The organism is Modestobacter sp. VKM Ac-2977, from assembly GCF_026968045.1.
GTDB lineage: Bacteria > Actinomycetota > Actinomycetes > Mycobacteriales > Geodermatophilaceae > Modestobacter.
This window is the reverse complement of sequence record NZ_JAPVBQ010000004.1, coordinates 492,822-508,745: the sequence shown is the minus strand read 5'-3', so window position 1 is coordinate 508,745 and position 15,924 is coordinate 492,822. Positions and strand designations below refer to the sequence as shown.

Here is a 15,924-nt window from a genome sequence, read left to right as displayed (position 1 = left end):
CCGGGGCGGTCGTCGTCTGCCCCTGTTCTCCTCCGCACCACCACCAGAGAGGTCTGGCATGGCCAAGATCATCCTGTTCGACGAGGACGCCCGTCGCGCCCTCGAGCGTGGCGTCGACAAGCTCGCCGACGCCGTCAAGGTCACCCTCGGCCCCCGTGGCCGCAACGTGGTCATCAACAAGAACTTCGGCGCCCCGACGATCACCAACGACGGCGTGACCATCGCCCGGGAGATCGAGCTCGAGGACCCGTTCGAGAACCTCGGCGCCCAGCTCGCCAAGAACGTCGCCACCAAGACCAACGACGTCGCCGGTGACGGCACCACCACCGCCACCGTGCTCGCCCAGGCCCTCGTGCACGAGGGTCTGCGCAACGTCGCCGCCGGGGCCAACCCGATGAGCCTGGGCCGCGGCATGCGCGCCGCCGTCGACGCGGTCTCCGCCGCCCTCGACGCCGTCGCCATCCCCGTCGACGACCGCAAGGCCATCGCCGGGGTCGCCACCGTCTCCGCCCAGGACGCCGAGGTCGGCGAGCTGATCGGCGAGGCGATGGAGCGGGTCGGCAAGGACGGCGTCATCACCGTCGAAGAGGCCAACGGGATGACCACCGACCTGGACGTCACCGAGGGCGTGCAGTTCGACAAGGGCTACCTGTCGCCGTACTTCGTCACCGACAACGAGTCGATGGAGGCCGTCCTCGAGGACGCCCTCGTCCTCATGGTCAGCGGCAAGGTCAGCGCCCTGGCCGACCTGCTGCCGCTGCTGGAGAAGGTGCTGGCGACCGGCAGCCGCCCGCTGCTGATCGTGGCCGAGGACGTCGAGGGCGAGGCGCTGTCCACCCTGGTCGTCAACTCGATCCGCAAGACCGTCAAGGTCGTCGCGGTGAAGTCGCCCTACTTCGGCGACCGGCGCAAGGCGTTCATGACCGACCTCGCCATCGTCACCGGTGGCCAGGTCGTCAGCGAGGACGTCGGCCTGTCCCTGGACGGCGTCGGCCTCGAGGTGCTGGGCACGGCGCGCCGGGTGACCGTCACCAAGGACGACACCACGATCGTCGACGGTGGCGGCACCTCCGGCGCCGTGGCCGACCGGGTCGCCCAGATCCGCAAGGAGATCGAGGCGACCGACTCCGACTGGGACCGCGAGAAGCTGCAGGAGCGGCTCGCCAAGCTGGCCGGCGGCATCGCGGTCATCCGGGTCGGTGCCGCCACCGAGGTCGAGATGAAGGAGCGCAAGCACCGCATCGAGGACGCGATCGCCGCCACCCGCGCTGCGGTGGAGGAGGGCGTCGTCCCCGGTGGTGGCTCCGCGCTGGTGCACGCCGCCACGGCGATCGACGACCTGGACCTGACCGGCGACGAGCTGATCGGCGCCCGGTCGGTGCGCAAGGCGATCGACTCCCCGCTGGCGCTGATCGCCTCCAACGCCGGGTTCGAGGGGCCGGTCGTCGTCGGCCGGGTCCGTGAGCTGGGCGTCGGCCAGGGCTTCAACGCCGCCACCGGCGAGTACGGCGACCTGGCCGCCCAGGGCGTCATCGACCCGGTCAAGGTCACCAAGGCGGCCCTGTCGCACGCGGCCTCGATCGCGGCGATGGTGCTCACCACCGACTCCGCGATCGTGGAGAAGCCCGCCGAGGAGGAGCACGACGGCGCCGGGCACCACACCCACGGGCACTCGCACGGCCACGGGCACAGCCACTGAGCTGAGCGCGACCGGCTGACACCGCCCCCGTTCCCGTCTGGGAGCGGGGGCGGACCCGTTCGTGGCCGCCGGGCGCACCACCCGTCAGGGTCAGTCCACCGAGACAGGGGCTCAGCGTGCCGCTCGAGCCGTCGATGGGGTGGTGTGCAGGACGTGGAGGACGGTGAGCGGGTGATGCCCCTCGTGCCTCCGGCGACCCCAGCGGACGCCGTCGAGCTGGCGGCTGCCCTCGCTGAGCTCGAGGCGCTGTCCCGCTTCGACGTCGACGGCATCGGCGACCGGGCCCAGCAGGCCGAGGACGCCGCCCGCGCGCTGGGCGCACCCGAGCTGGAACTGCGGGCCCGGCTGGTCCTGGCGGACCTGGCCCGACGGCGGGGCGACGTGGCCGAGGCCGGCCGGATCGCCCGCGAGGTCCAGCGCTGGGCCACCGATGCGGCCGCCCGGCACCTGCTCTCCCGCAGCCACTTCCTCCTGGCGGCCGTCCTGCAGGAGCTGGGTGACCTCTCGCTCGCCCTGGAGCACGCCGTCCAGTCGGTGCACCTGCTCGGTGACGAGGACCCGCCGGTCCAGCGGATCGACCACCTCGCCCGGATGGCCGACTGCCAGGGCCTGCAGGGTGACGAGGGAGCCCGGGAACGCTACGCGGAGGTGCTCGGTCTCGCCGAGCAGCTCGGCGACGTGGACCGCCAGTTGCTGATCCTGAACAACTGGGCCTACGTCGAGACGATCGCCGGCCGGTACGAACGCGCACTGGGGCTGAGCACGCAGCTGCAGGCCCTCGCCGAACGGCACGGGGTGCCGTTGCACGTCGGGCGGCTGGACACCATCGCTCGTGCCCTCCTGGGGCTGGGCCGGCTGGAGGAGGCGGAGCACGCGCTCGCACCGGGCATCGAGTCCGGGGCGCTGGACGCCTCGCCGGACGGGGACGCCGGCGCCGACTTCCTGCTCACCCTGGCCGAGGTGCGCCGCCGGCGCGGGCACGTGGCGGGCGCCCAGGAGGTGCTGGACGAGTGCGTGCGCCGGTGCGAGCAGCACGGGCTGACCGCCATCCGGGTGCGCGCCCGGCGGGAGCAGGCCGAACTGCACGCAGCGGGTGCGGACTACAAGGCGGCGTTCGAGGAGCACCAGCTGTACAGCCAGGCGGCGCTGGACCTCCAGTCCGCGCAACGCGACGCCCGGGCCCGGGGTCTGCAGGCGATGTACGAGGCGACCGAGGCGCGGCGGCAGAGCCGGCGCTACCGCGAGCTCTCCCTGCGTGATCCGCTGACCGGCCTGTACAACCGCCGCTTCGTCGACGACCAGCTCCCGCAGCTGCTGGACCGGGCGGTCGCGACCACCGAGATCGTCTCCGTGGCCCTGGTCGACCTGGACCACTTCAAGCGGATCAACGACACGTGGTCGCACGACGTCGGTGACCAGGTGCTCCGCGCGGTGGCGGCGAGACTCGAGGTCGCGGCGTCGGGCGGCGCCGTGCCGGGTGGCTTCGCCGCGCGGATGGGGGGCGAGGAGTTCCTGCTGGTGCTCGTCGGCGGGGACCTGCCGCGCGCCGTCCGGCAACTGGACGACCTGCGCCGGGCGGTCGCCGCACACCCCTGGGCCGAGCTGGCCGACGGCCTCACAGTGACCCTCAGCGCCGGGGTGGCGACCACGGCCGGGGGTGCGGGGACGGCGCCCGCCGACCTGCTCAGCCGCGCCGACGAGCACCTGTACGAGGCCAAGACCCGGGGGCGGGACCTGGTCGTCAGCGACCTGGGCTGAGCAGGCCCCGGACAGCCGAGAGGGCCGGTCCGACGCGTTCGTCGGACCGGCCCTCTCGGCATCTCGTCAGCGGGGGAGGCCTCCCGCTGACGGATCAGACCGCAGCGGCGATGGCGGCGGGCTCTGCGGCGATCAGCCGCGCTCGCTCCTCCTCGCTCATGCCGCCCCAGACCCCGTAGGGCTCGCGGACCGACAGGGCGTGCTGGAGGCAGGACTCGATGACCGGGCAACGTCCGCAGACGGCCTTGGCGGCGGCCTGGCGGCGCGCACGGGCCGGCCCGCGCTCGCCGTCGGGGTGGAAGAAGAGCGAGGTGCTCTCGCCCCGGCAGGAACCGTGCAGCTGCCAGTCCCAGACCTCGGCCACGGGGTTGGGCAGTCGGCGGATGTCAGCCATTGGACCTCCTCGGCTCGGTGCACCGGGGGGTCTGCCCGGTCGCTTCCGGGCCGATGCCCGCTGCCGACGGGCTGCAAACACGACCGATCGCGTTCGTCGTGCGAGATCGGCGGAGTTGTGCTTCGGCCGCCCCGCGATCAGTGGCCGTCACCCGCGGGGGTGACGGCCACTGTCGCCGCGCTACCCACAGGATCAAGGTGATCACAGTGAGTGCCGACCACCAGGGTGGGGGACACCCCGACACCCGTCCGGGAGACCGGAGGTGCCGGCGCTCCCGGGAGCGGGGGGACCACCCCGCTCCGGCCACCCGCCCGGGCGACGCCCGGTCGGTACGCCGCCGGCTCCGACCGGCGCAGACGGGAGCAGTCGTGATCGAGGACAGGACGCGGGGCAACGGCAGCGGTGGATCCGTCGTCTGGGTGTTCGACGAGCGTCGCCGGGTCCGGGACGACGTCGCCGGCCGGCTGCTCGCCCTGCCCTTCGTCAGCCGCGTCGAGGCCGTCGCCGACCCGGCGGCGCTGATGGCCCGGCTGGACAACCGCACGCCCGACGTCCTCCTCGTCGGCACGCAGCGGGCGACCGACAGTGGGCTGGCCGTGGCCACCCAGGTCCTGCGCGCCCACCCGACGCTGCCGGTGCTCATGCTGGGGGCGCCGGACGACGCCGAGACCGTGCGCGCCGCGGTGTCCCTCGGCGCCCGCGGGTACCTCCGGTGGGACGCCAGCCCCGTCGAGCTCGGGCTGGGCCTGTCCCGCACCGGCATGCGCCCCGACGGCGGGCGCCTGCCCCACCAGCTGGCCCCTGCCCCGCGCAGCCCCCACCAGGCGAGCGTGCTCGCCGGCTCGGGCTGGGGTGGTGCCAGCCCGCTGGCCGGCCTGGCCCCGACCACGGTGCGCTCCACGGTGCCGGAGACGCCGCAGGTCGCCCTGTCGGCGCGGGAGATGCAGGTGCTCACCGGGATGAGCGAGGGCAAGAGCAACGCCCAGATCGGCCGGGAGCTCTACCTGTCCGAGGACACGATCAAGACCCACGCGCGACGGCTGTTCCGCAAGCTGGGTGCCAAGGACCGCGCCGAGGCCGTGGCCACCGGCTTCCGCCGCGGGATGATGCACTGAGCTGGAGCGGCAACCCAGCGAGAAGCGGCTGAGCGCGGTGTCCGGATGCCCGGACACCGCGCTCGGCCGCTTCTCGGGACCATGGACGGGGCGGCTCGGCCGCTGGGTCCTCCGTCAGTCGTCGCGGGCGTGGCGGCCGCCGGTGCCGTGCCGGCCGGTGGGCTCCTCGCGTTCGGCCAGGGCGGCCACCCCGTCGGCGTAGCCGCTGGCGTAGTCCCAGCTGACGTAGTCGTCGGGGTCGGGGTCGAACGGCGGCTCGTGCCGGCCGGTCTGTCCCTCGTCGAGCAGCTGGCGCAGGTTCGCCTGCATCAGCGCCCAGTCGACGTGGTGCTCCTCGTCGCAGTCGGGGCAGTCCACGACGATGCCCTTGACCCCGGTGGGCTCCAGCAGAGTGCGGAAGACCTCCAGCTCGGCCAGGTCGTCGAGCACCCCGGCCCGCTCCTCCATGGTCAGCGGTGGCTGCACCGAGTGGTCACCGGAGCCGAGCTCGCCCCCGAAGTCCGGGTCGCGATCCGGGGTCGCGCCGAATGCGTCGTCCCACGCGTCCACGTGTCCTCCTCGCCGGCCAGGGCCGGCATCCTCGGTCACTGCTGGTCAGCCAGCAGTCGGGCCGGGCACGCCCGACCGCCGGACCACGGTAGCGGGGCGAGGGAGCCCTCCGGTGCTCCGCCTAGCATGTGATGGGATCCCGTGCGCCTCGGAGGCGCTCCCACCGAAGAAGTCGAGAGGGTGGCGGCACATGCAGCCCGACGAGCGCATCCCCGAACTGCCGGCCAAGTTCGCCCCGCTGGGGCTGACCTACGACGACGTCCTGCTGGTCCCCGGGGCCTCGGACATCGTCCCCACCGACGTGGAGACCAGCACCCGGCTGACCCGCGGCATCCGGTTGGCCATCCCGTTGGTCTCCTCGGCGATGGACACCGTCACCGAGTCGCGGATGGCGATCGCCATGGCCCGCGCCGGTGGGATCGGGATCCTGCACCGCAACCTCGCCGCCGAGGACCAGGCCGGCCAGGTCGACCTGGTCAAGCGCTCCGAGGCCGGCATGGTCACCAACCCGGTCACCTGCTCCCCGGACAACACCCTCGCCGAGGTCGACGCCCTGTCGGCCCGCTACCGGATCTCCGGGGCGCCGGTCGTGGACGCCGACGGCGTGCTGGTCGGCATGGTCACCAACCGGGACATGCGCTTCGAGACCGACCAGCACCGGCTGGTGCGCGACGTGATGACACCGATGCCGCTGGTCACCGCCCCGGTGGGCGTCGACCCGGACCGTGCGCTGGCGCTGCTCAAGCAGCACAAGATCGAGAAGCTGCCGCTGGTGGACGACGGCGGGCGGCTGCGCGGGCTGATCACCGTCAAGGACTTCGTCAAGCGCGACCAGTACCCCCACGCCACCAAGGACGTCGGCGGCCGGCTGACCGTCGGTGCCGCCCTCGGCGTGGGGGAGGACGCCTACAAGCGGGCCGGGCTGCTCGTGGACGCCGGGGTCGACGTGCTCGTCGTCGACACCGCCCACGGCCACCAGCGCGCCGTGCTGGACATGGTCGCCCGGGTGAAGAAGGAGTTCGCGAACGTCGGCCACGGCGTGCAGGTGGTCGGGGGCAACATCGCCACCCGGGCCGGCGCGCAGGCGCTGATCGACGCCGGGGTCGACGCGGTCAAGGTCGGCGTCGGGCCGGGCTCGATCTGCACCACCCGCGTGGTGGCCGGGGTCGGCGTCCCGCAGGTCACCGCCATCTACGAGGCCGCGCTCGCCGCCCGCCCGGCCGGGGTGCCGGTCATCGCCGACGGCGGGCTGCAGTACTCCGGTGACATCGTCAAGGCGCTGGTCGCCGGCGCGGACACCGTCATGATCGGCGGCCTGTTCGCCGGGGTCGAGGAGGCTCCGGGCGAGCTGGTCTTCATGAACGGCAAGCAGTACAAGACCTATCGCGGCATGGGCTCCCTCGGCGCGATGCAGAAGCGCGGCAACCAGTCCTTCAGCCGGGACCGCTACTTCGCCGACGACGTCCTCTCCGACGACAAGCTCGTGCCCGAGGGGATCGAGGGACAGGTGCCCTACCGCGGGCCGCTGTCCGGGGTCGCCCACCAGCTGGTCGGCGGGCTCCGCGCCGGCATGGGCTACGCGGGTGCGGCCACCGTCGCCGACCTGCAGGAGCGCGGCCAGCTGACCCGGATCACCTCTGCCGGGCTCACCGAGAGCCACCCGCACGACATCCAGATGACCGTCGAAGCCCCCAACTACCGAGGCCGCTGACCCCATGCCAGTACGTGACAACGTCGAGATCGGCCTGAACCGCTTCGCCCGCCGGGGCTACGACCTGGACGAGGTGTCGATCGTCCCGTCCCGGCGCACCCGGGACCACGACGACGTCTCCACCGCCTGGCAGATCGACGCCTTCCGGTTCGAGATCCCGCTCGTCACCAGCCCCAGCGACGCCGTGGTCAGCCCGGAGACCGCGGTCGCGGTCGGTCAGGCCGGCGGGCTGGGTGTGCTCAACGCCGAGGGCCTGTGGGCCCGGTACGACGACCCGACCGACGTCTACCGCCGGCTGCGCGACGCCGCCGGGGCCGACAGCGGCCCGCCGACCGCGCTGCTGCAGGAGGTCTACGCCGAGCCGGTGAAGCCGGACCTGATCGCCGCCCGGATCAAGGAGGTGCGGGACGCCGGGGTGACGACGGCGGTGCGCGTCTCCCCGCAGCACACCGTGGCGCTCGCCCCGACCGTGCTCGCCGCCGGGGTCGACCTGCTGGTCATCCAGGGCACGATCGTCTCCGCCGAGCACGTCACCACCGGCGGGGACGCGTTGAACCTCAAGGAGTTCATCGCCGACCTCGACGTCCCGGTGATCGTCGGTGGCGCGGCAGACTACCAGACCGCGCTGCACCTGATGCGCACCGGCGCGGCCGGCGTGATCGTCGGCGTGGGCGCCGACAGCTGGTCCACCGCCGACGCCGTGATGGGCGTCCGGGTGCCGCTGGCCAGCGCGATCGCCGATGCCGCGGCGGCCCGCCGCGACTACCTCGACGAGACCGGTGGCCGGTACGTGCACGTCATCGCCAACGGCCGGATCGAGACCAGCGGCGCCATCGCCCGGGCGCTGGCCTGCGGTGCCGACGCCGTCCAGCTCGGGGAGCCGCTGCGCACCGCCGCGGAGGCGCCGGCCGGCGGCGTGTGGTGGGACTCCGTGGCCGCGCACCCGCGGCTGCCCCGCGGCGGCACGTCCGCACCGGCGACGGCCCGCGGCTCGCTGGAGGAGGTGCTGCTCGGGCCGGCCACCGCCGCCGACGGGCGCACCAACCTCTTCGGTGCCCTGCGCCGCACGATGGCCAAGACCGGCTACCGGGACCTCAAGGAGTTCCAGCGGGTCGACCTGGTGATCGGTGGCAACGGCGAGACCGCGGCCGGTCCCGGCCACCTGGTGGGCTGACGCCCCCGATGAGCAGCCCCACCACCAGCAGCCCGGCCACCAGCAGCCCGGCCACCAGCAGCCCGGCCACGATGGACTTCCCGACCGTGCTGGTCGTCGACTTCGGTGCCCAGTACGCCCAGCTGATCGCCCGCCGGATCCGGGAGGCCGGGGTCTACTCCGAGCTCGTCGGCTCCGACGTGCCGGTCGCCGAGCTGCTGGCCCGCAAGCCGGCGGCGATCGTGCTCTCCGGCGGGCCCTCCAGCGTCTACGCCGAGGACGCCCCACAGGTCGACCCGGCCGTCTTCGAGGCGGGGGTGCCGGCCTTCGGCATCTGCTACGGCTTCCAGGCGATGGCCGCCAGCCTCGGCGGCACCGTGGCCCGCACCGGCGACCGGGAGTACGGCGGCACCCCGCTGACCGTGACCACCCCCGGTCAGCTGTTCGGCGAGCTGCCGAACGAGCAGTCGGTGTGGATGAGCCACGGCGACGCGGTCAGCGCCGCGCCGCCCGGGTTCACCGTCACCGCCACCAGCACCGGTGCCCCGGTCGCGGCCTTCGAGGACGTCGACCGGCGGCTGGCCGGCGTGCAGTTCCACCCCGAGGTGAAGAACACCCCGCACGGGCAGACGGTGCTCGAGCACTTCCTGTTCGACATCGCCGGCCTGGAGCCGAGCTGGACGATGGCCAACGTCGTCGACGAGCAGGTCGCGTCGATCCGTGCGCAGATCGGCGACCGCCGGGCCATCTGCGGGCTGTCCGGTGGGGTCGACTCCGCGGTGGCCGCGGCGCTGGTCCAGCGGGCCATCGGCGACCGGCTCACCTGCGTCTACGTCGACCACGGGCTGATGCGGGAGGGTGAGACCGAGCAGATCGAACGGGACTTCGTCGCCGTCACCGGAGCCGACCTGCGCGTCGTCGACGCCAGCGAGCAGTTCCTCGCCGCGCTGGCGGGGGTCAGTGACCCGGAGACGAAGCGGAAGATCATCGGCCGGGAGTTCATCCGGGTCTTCGAGCAGGCCGCCCTCGACGTGATCGCCGATGCCAAGGAGCACGGCGAGACCGTCGACTTCCTGGTGCAGGGCACCCTCTACCCCGACGTGGTGGAGTCCGGTGGGGGCACCGGGACGGCGAACATCAAGAGCCACCACAACGTCGGCGGGCTGCCCGAGGACCTCACCTTCACCCTGGTCGAGCCGCTGCGCACGCTGTTCAAGGACGAGGTGCGCGAGGTCGGCCGGCAGCTGGGCCTGCCCGACACCCTGGTGCAGCGCCAGCCGTTCCCCGGCCCGGGCCTGGGCATCCGGATCATCGGCGAGGTCACCCGCGACCGGCTGGACGTGCTGCGCCAGGCCGACGCGATCGCCCGCGAGGAGCTCACCGCGGCGCACCTGGACACCGAGATCTGGCAGTGCCCGGTGGTGCTGCTGGCCGACGTCCGCAGCGTGGGCGTGCAGGGTGACGGGCGCACCTACGGACACCCCGTGGTGCTGCGTCCGGTGTCCAGCGAGGACGCGATGACCGCGGACTGGACCCGGCTGCCCTACGACGTGCTGGCGAAGATCTCCACCCGGATCACCAACGAGGTGGCCGAGGTGAACCGGGTCGTGCTCGACGTGACGAGCAAGCCGCCGGGCACCATCGAATGGGAGTAGGGACCCCCTCCTCCCCACCCTTCGCAAGCTCAGGGCGGGCCCCTGGAGGGGGCCTGACCGGCCCTCACCGGCGCTCGGACCGGGCACCAGTGCCGAACGGCTGAACCCTGGCCGTCACCACTCCCGGGCGCTGCCCGCGGAGGGTCGGCGAGGTGCTCCGGCGCGTCACCTGTTCGGGGGCGCCGAGTGGCGGGGCCGGGCGGCTCATGATCAGGTTGTCGGCGATCTGATCGACCACGCGAGGAGGTGCCGGAGTGACCGCCGGGGTGTGGCCACTCTGGCCGAGCGCGCTGGCCCTCGTCGCCATGGCGGCGGTGATCGTCTTCGCCGGCATCCGGCTGACCCGCGCTGCCGACGAACTCGCCGATCGCACCGGCCTGGGCGACGCGATCGGTGGCGCCCTGCTGCTCGGTGCGGTCACCTCCCTGCCGGGCATCGTGACCACCGCGACCGGCGCGCTGGAGGGCGATGCCGGGTTCGGCCTGGCCAACCCGATCGGCGGGGTCGCGGTGCAGACGGTCTGGCTGGCCATCGCCGACCTGGTCTACCGCCGGGCCAACCTGGAGCACGCTGCCGCCTCACTGGAGAACGTGCTGCAGGCGCTGCTCCTGGTCGGGATGCTGTCCCTGCCGGTGGTCGCCTACGCCACCCCCACGTTGCAGTGGGGCTGGATCCACCCGGTGACCCTGCTGATCCCGCTGCTCTACGGCTACGGGCTGGTCCTGCTCCGGCGGATGCACGACCACCCCATGTGGCAACCCATCCAGACCTCGGCCACGGTCGAGGACGTCGAACCCGACGGCACCGACGCCTCGACCCGTCGGCTGTGGGGCCGGCTCGCGTCGCTGGCGCTGGTGGTCGGCGTCGCCGGCTGGGTGATCGGCCAGGCGGGACTGGGTGTCGTCCAGGCGACCGGGCTGCCCAGCGGCGTCGTCGGCTTCACCCTGACCACGGCGGTCACCTCGCTGCCCGAGCTCGTCGTGCTGATCACCGCGGTGCGGATGGGGGCGCTGACCCTGGGCATCGGCAACATCATCGGCGGGAACGTCTTCGACACCCTGATGATCCCGGTGGCCGACATCGCCTACCTGGAGGGGCCGGTCTACCGCGACGCCGGTGAGATCAGCCTGGTCCTGCTCGGCGGCACGATCCTGATGACCGTCGTGCTGGCGACCGGGCTGGTGATGCGCGAGCGCAAGGGAGTCGGGTTCGAGGGCATCCTGCTGCCGCTGATCTACCTCGGCACCGTGGCCATCGCGGTCGTCACGCGCTGAGTGGCCGGGTCCGGGGAGCGTCTCCCGGGCCCGGCCACCGCCGACCTCAGCCCCGGCGGCGGGCCTTGCGCCACTCGTTGACCAGCAGTGCGACCCCGGCCCCGATCAGGATGACCCAGGCGATGCCGTCACCGAACCAGGCGAGGTCCAGGTCCACCCCGGCCATCAGCAGCACCGCCACCAGGATGAACAGCACCCCGGCCACCAGTGCCCCGGGGTCGATGTCGCGTCGGCGGTCGGAGGAGTCGCTGGGGGAGGCGGTGGAGCTGCCGATCGTGCTGCCGGTCGTGCCCTGCGGGAACACCTCGGTGTCCCGCCGTCCGTAGGGGTCGTGCTCAGCCACGGGACACCTCCACGTCGCCCAGTCCGGAGTGGATCATGATCTCGAACTCCGGGTCGGAGTCCCCGGACCACTCGTCCGTCCCCCGACCGGGGAAGAAGCCGCTCGTCACGCTGTCGCCGAGCAGGTCGGTCTCGCCGACCCCCTGGACGACGTCCAGATCCACGTCGGCGGAGAAGGGCACGATCACCTCGATGTCGCCGATCCCGGAGTCGAGCCGGGTGGTGATCGGGGAGTCCAGGTCGTCGAGGTCGACGTCGCGCAGGTCCAGCAGCAGGTCGCCGGCGCCGTTCTCGTAGTCCGACTGCACGGCGGCGGCCGACGCCGGGCGCCAGGTGCGGTCGCCCATCCCGCCGGAGGGGACGTCGACGGTCGAGGCGATCGCGAGCGCCACGGAGAGCACCATGCCCAGCCCGATGAGCCCGCCCTTGGCGCCCCGGCCGATCCCGGTCAGCGCGCCGACCACCAGGCCGACGCCGACGACGAGGAGGGCGACGCCCAGGACGCCGCGGGCGCCCAGCTCCACGTCGGTGAACTGGTCCAGCAGCACCGCGATGCCGGCGATGATCAGCAGCGCCGCGACCGTCACGCCGGGCACCGGCGAACGCGGGCCGGTGCGGGCCTGGTCCGGGACGCCGGGCTGGCCGGGCGGCGCCGCAGGGGCGGCCGGCATGAGCAGCCACAGCAGCACGTAGATGATCAGGCCGCTGCCGCCGGCGAGGGTCAGCGCGATGGCGCCCACCCGCCACAGCAGGGCGTCCACACCGGTGTAGTCGGCCAGGCCGCCGGCGACGCCGCCGATCACCCGGTCCGTGCGGCTGCGGCGCAGCGGCGGACGCGCCACCGGGCCCGGTGGCGGCGGAGGCGGCCACGAGCCCGGTGGCTGCTCGGCCGCCGGGGGCGGGGCGGAGGGAGGGAGCGCTGAGGTCATGCCACGAGCCTGCCGACTCCGATCGCCTCGCGGTATCAGGGAACCCCCTGGACCGACCCTGATCCGCGACGGTCGCCCTGCCTCCGGGTGATCACCGGTGTGCGAGGCGCGAGGACGGTGACACCATCGGTGTCGTGACCCCCAGCACCGCGCCGGCGGCCGGGCATCCCGCCCCGGCTGCGGCTCGGCTCCCCGACGGCCGCCCGGCCCGTCCCCCGCTGGTGCGACCGGCCGGCGACCGGCTGCTGGCCGGGGTGGTCGCCGGCACTGCCGCGCACCTGCGCCTGGACCCGCTCGTGGTGCGGGTCGTCGTGGTCGGGCTGGCGTTCACCGGGGTCGGCGTCGTCGCCTATGCGCTGCTGTGGCTGACCATGCCGGTCGCCGACCCGTCCGGGGAGGACGACCCGACGGCCGTGATCGGGCAGCGCCCCAGCCGCCGCCAGATGATCCTGCTGGCGCTGCTGTCCTTCGTCGTCTTCGGGCTGGTCTCCCAGCTGCTCACGTTCGGCGGTTACGACGTCGTCCTGCCGCTGGTGCTCGCCGGGATCGGGCTGGCGCTGATCTGGCGGCAGACCGAGACCGACGCCTCGCTCTCCCGACGCACCAGTCGCTGGGGGCTGGCCGCCGGCGTCGTCGTCGGCGTGGTCGGTGTGGTGCTGCTGCTGGCCACCACCGGGCAGCTGGCCAACGCCCGCAACGGCTTCACCGCCACCGTGGTCATCCTCGTCGGACTGACGCTGGCGACCGCCCCGCTGTGGCGCCGGCTGCTGGACCAGCGCGCGGCCGAGCGGGCCGCCCGGATCCGCTCGGAGGAGCGCGCCGCGGTCGCCGCCCACCTGCACGACTCGGTGCTGCAGACCCTCGCGCTGATCCAGCGGCACGCGGCCGACCCCACGGTGGTGAACCGGCTGGCCCGCAGCCAGGAGAGGGAGCTGCGGGCCTGGCTGTACGAGCCGACCGTCGCCACCGGCGGCACCTGGGCCGGGCTGGTAGCCCGACTGGTGGCCGAGGTGGAGGCCGACCACGCCGTCACCGTCGAGCCCGTGGTCGTCGGTGACCTGCCGGTCGACGACGCGGTCGCCACCCTCGGCCAGGCCGCCCGGGAGGCGGTGGTCAACGCGGCGAAGCACTCGGGCGCGCCGTCGGTCTCGCTGTACAGCGAGGTGACGCCGGGATCGGTGACGGTCTTCGTCCGGGACCGCGGGACCGGGTTCGACCCCGCCGCCGTGCCGGGCGACCGGCGCGGACTGCGCGACTCGGTGGTGGGGCGGCTGACCCGACTCGACGGCACGGCGACGGTGCGGTCCGCGCCGGGAGAGGGGACCGAGGTGGAGCTCTGCCTCCCACGTGCACAGATGGAGGCGTCGCTGTGAACCGCACCCGGGTCTTCCTCGTCGACGACCACGCGATGGTCCGCGCCGGCGTGCGCACCGAGCTGGGCGAGGAGGTCGAGGTGGTCGGCGAGGCAGCGGACGTCCCGACCGCGGTGGCCGGCATCCGGACCAGCACACCGGACGTCGTCCTGCTCGACGTGCACCTGCCCGGAGGCGGCGGCCACGCCGTCCTCGAGTCGCTCCGCACCGAGCTGCCGGCGACGAGGTGGCTGGCGCTCTCGGTCTCCGACGCCGCCGAGGACGTCATCGCGGTCATCCGGGCCGGGGCGCGCGGGTACGTCACCAAGACGATCTCCGGCGCGGACCTGCGGGACGCCGTCCGCCGGGTCGCCGAGGACGACGTCGTCTTCAGCCCCCGGCTGGCCGGCTTCGTGCTCGACGCCTTCTCCGCCGGACCCGCCGCCCCCGCGCTCGCCGACGACCCGGCCACCGACCCGGGCCTGGACCTGCTGTCGGCCCGTGAGCGGGAGGTCATGCAGCTGCTGGCCCGCGGCTACACCTACCGGGAGATCGGCGGGCGGCTCTTCATCTCGGTGAAGACGGTGGAGTCACACGCCTCCAACGTGCTGCGCAAGCTGCAGCTGTCCAACCGCAACGAGCTCACCCGCTGGGCGGCCACCAACCGCCTGTTGTGAGGCGGCGGCCGGTGGCCGCGGTGCCGTCGGCAGGGCGCCAGGTCAACCGGTGTGCACCACCTGGAAGGCCTCGGCCAGCCGGCCGTCGGGCAGACCGTGGGCACGTGCGTTCTGCCGCATCCAGCCGGTCAGGAACTCCACCAACTGGTCCTCGGGCCAGTGCGAGACCTGGCTGACGTGCGAGCGCAGCGCGGCGAGCTTGCGGTCGAGCACGTCGGTCACGTCCACGGCGTGGTCCGAGCGGGGGCCGCCGCCCAGCCACACCTCGGACACCGTCCAGGCATCCAGGCCCTCATCGGCCAGCAGCTCGGGGAAGGCGAAGGGGTTGCGGGCGTCGGGGTACACCGCGCGCAACGTGGACTCGCCGACGGTCATGTGGTCGGGGTGGCTGGCGCCGATCCGCTCCCAGAAGCGCTCGGGTGAGCTGGTGAGCACCCGCTGCGGTCGCACCTGGCGGATCACCCGGCTGATGTCGCGACGCAGGTCCAGGGTCGGCTCGAGCCGCCCGTCCGGGTACCCGAGGAACCGGACGTCGGTGACACCGACCGCCGCGGCCGCGGCTCGCTGCTCCTCGCGGCGCAACGGGCCCATCTGGTCGCGCGGGGTCTCGTCGAAGCCGCCGGCGTCCCCGTCGGTCACCATGCAGTAGGTGACCTCCGTACCCGCCGCCGTCCAGGTGGCGATCGTGCCGGCGCTGCCGAAGTCGACGTCGTCGGGGTGGGCGAGCACGCACAGGACGCGGTCGACGTGCTCGGCGGGGGCGGTGGGGAGCGGCATCACGCGCCGCAGCTTATGGGCACCCTCCAGGGCGCCCCGCTGCATTCCCGAGGCGCGGGGGAGGGGGCCTCCCTCAGAGCCGGCCGCGGCCCTGGCGCAGCAGCATCATCCCGAGTGCGGCGCCGTCCGGGCCGAGCGCGGCGCGGAAGCGGGCGAGGACCCGCTGCTCGCGGGACAGCGACAGCCGCATGCCGCCCGAGGCGGTGCGCAGCGCGCCGATCTCCTGGGAGACGGCCAGCCGACGCTGGACCAGTTCGATGATCTGCGCGTCGCAGGCGTCGATCTCGGCGCGCAGCGCGTCGATGTGCTCGGCCGGGTCGGCTGGGCGCTCGGTGGGGACGCTGGGGGAGAGGGTGCTGCTCATCGGGTCCTCCGGGGCGGGGATGAGGCCGTCGGACCCGGAGAGACGGAAAACGCCCCGGGGCCTTGGGCCCGGGGCGTCGTGTGCGGTGGCTGATCAGCCAGCGAGTACGGACGCCGGAACCCGGCGGCCGTAGGGAAACTCGCGATGCGTCAGCACGTCGAGGAGTCTGTCACAC

At 73.6% G+C, this 15,924-nt stretch carries 15 protein-coding genes; 9 read left to right on the top strand and 6 right to left on the bottom strand.

What is annotated here, in order from left to right; translation table 11 throughout:
• Positions 1-58: 58 nt before the first annotated feature.
• Positions 59-1,699 carry a chaperonin GroEL gene (gene groL / locus O2V63_RS18975; RefSeq protein WP_269169075.1) on the top strand — a complete coding sequence of 547 codons (1,641 nt, stop codon included), beginning with the start codon at positions 59-61 and terminating at the stop codon, positions 1,697-1,699.
• A gap of 174 nt (positions 1,700-1,873) precedes the next feature.
• Entirely contained in the window at positions 1,874-3,457 is a 1,584-nt protein-coding gene (locus tag O2V63_RS18970) for a GGDEF domain-containing protein (protein ID WP_269169074.1), read from the top strand.
• Positions 3,458-3,551: 94 nt separating this feature from the next.
• Here O2V63_RS18970 and O2V63_RS18965 read toward each other — a convergent pair whose 3' ends face one another.
• Positions 3,552-3,851 carry a WhiB family transcriptional regulator gene (locus O2V63_RS18965; protein WP_036334333.1) on the bottom strand — a complete coding sequence of 100 codons (300 nt, stop codon included), beginning with the start codon at positions 3,849-3,851 and terminating at the stop codon, positions 3,552-3,554.
• A gap of 368 nt (positions 3,852-4,219) precedes the next feature.
• On the opposite strand from O2V63_RS18965, the gene O2V63_RS18960 reads away from it, so the two are divergent.
• On the top strand, positions 4,220-4,966 hold the full coding sequence (locus O2V63_RS18960) for a response regulator transcription factor (protein ID WP_269169073.1): 747 nt from the start codon (positions 4,220-4,222) through the stop codon (positions 4,964-4,966).
• Between the two features lie 114 nt (positions 4,967-5,080).
• Here O2V63_RS18960 and O2V63_RS18955 read toward each other — a convergent pair whose 3' ends face one another.
• On the bottom strand, positions 5,081-5,515 hold the full coding sequence (locus O2V63_RS18955) for a DUF5319 family protein (RefSeq protein ID WP_269162967.1): 435 nt from the start codon (positions 5,513-5,515) through the stop codon (positions 5,081-5,083).
• Between the two features lie 190 nt (positions 5,516-5,705).
• Between O2V63_RS18955 and guaB the strand changes: the two genes are divergently transcribed.
• The 4 genes from guaB (at position 5,706) to O2V63_RS18935 (ending at position 11,308) form a co-directional block, all read left to right on the top strand.
• Positions 5,706-7,226 carry an IMP dehydrogenase gene (guaB, locus tag O2V63_RS18950; protein WP_269169072.1) on the top strand — a complete coding sequence of 507 codons (1,521 nt, stop codon included), beginning with the start codon at positions 5,706-5,708 and terminating at the stop codon, positions 7,224-7,226.
• Positions 7,227-7,230: 4 nt separating this feature from the next.
• Complete coding sequence (locus O2V63_RS18945; RefSeq protein ID WP_269169071.1) at positions 7,231-8,400, top strand: GuaB3 family IMP dehydrogenase-related protein; 1,170 nt, start codon at positions 7,231-7,233, stop codon at positions 8,398-8,400.
• A gap of 8 nt (positions 8,401-8,408) precedes the next feature.
• Complete coding sequence (gene guaA, locus O2V63_RS18940; protein WP_269169070.1) at positions 8,409-10,034, top strand: glutamine-hydrolyzing GMP synthase; 1,626 nt, start codon at positions 8,409-8,411, stop codon at positions 10,032-10,034.
• A gap of 254 nt (positions 10,035-10,288) precedes the next feature.
• Entirely contained in the window at positions 10,289-11,308 is a 1,020-nt protein-coding gene (locus O2V63_RS18935) for a sodium:calcium antiporter (protein WP_269169069.1), read from the top strand.
• A 46-nt stretch (positions 11,309-11,354) separates the two neighbouring features.
• Here the strand turns inward: O2V63_RS18935 and O2V63_RS18930 are convergent, their stop codons facing one another.
• The gene (locus O2V63_RS18930) at positions 11,355-11,651 is read right to left on the bottom strand and encodes a hypothetical protein (protein ID WP_269169068.1); all 297 of its coding nucleotides are present in this window, start codon (positions 11,649-11,651) and stop codon (positions 11,355-11,357) included.
• Positions 11,644-12,579: a PspC domain-containing protein gene (locus O2V63_RS18925; RefSeq protein ID WP_269169067.1), complete on the bottom strand. Its 936-nt coding sequence runs from the start codon at positions 12,577-12,579 to the stop codon at positions 11,644-11,646. Before O2V63_RS18925 ends, O2V63_RS18930 begins: the two co-directional genes overlap by 8 nt.
• Before the next feature lie 134 nt (positions 12,580-12,713).
• Between O2V63_RS18925 and O2V63_RS18920 the strand changes: the two genes are divergently transcribed.
• Positions 12,714-13,952: an ATP-binding protein gene (locus O2V63_RS18920; protein WP_269169066.1), complete on the top strand. Its 1,239-nt coding sequence runs from the start codon at positions 12,714-12,716 to the stop codon at positions 13,950-13,952.
• Complete coding sequence (locus O2V63_RS18915; protein ID WP_269169065.1) at positions 13,949-14,608, top strand: response regulator; 660 nt, start codon at positions 13,949-13,951, stop codon at positions 14,606-14,608. Before O2V63_RS18920 ends, O2V63_RS18915 begins: the two co-directional genes overlap by 4 nt.
• A gap of 42 nt (positions 14,609-14,650) precedes the next feature.
• On the opposite strand, the gene O2V63_RS18910 is transcribed toward O2V63_RS18915, so the two are convergent.
• Positions 14,651-15,385 carry a PIG-L deacetylase family protein gene (locus tag O2V63_RS18910; protein ID WP_269169064.1) on the bottom strand — a complete coding sequence of 245 codons (735 nt, stop codon included), beginning with the start codon at positions 15,383-15,385 and terminating at the stop codon, positions 14,651-14,653.
• Between the two features lie 73 nt (positions 15,386-15,458).
• Positions 15,459-15,749, bottom strand: coding sequence for a chorismate mutase (locus O2V63_RS18905; protein WP_269169063.1), 291 nt, complete (start codon positions 15,747-15,749; stop codon positions 15,459-15,461).
• Positions 15,750-15,924: the final 175 nt, after the last annotated feature.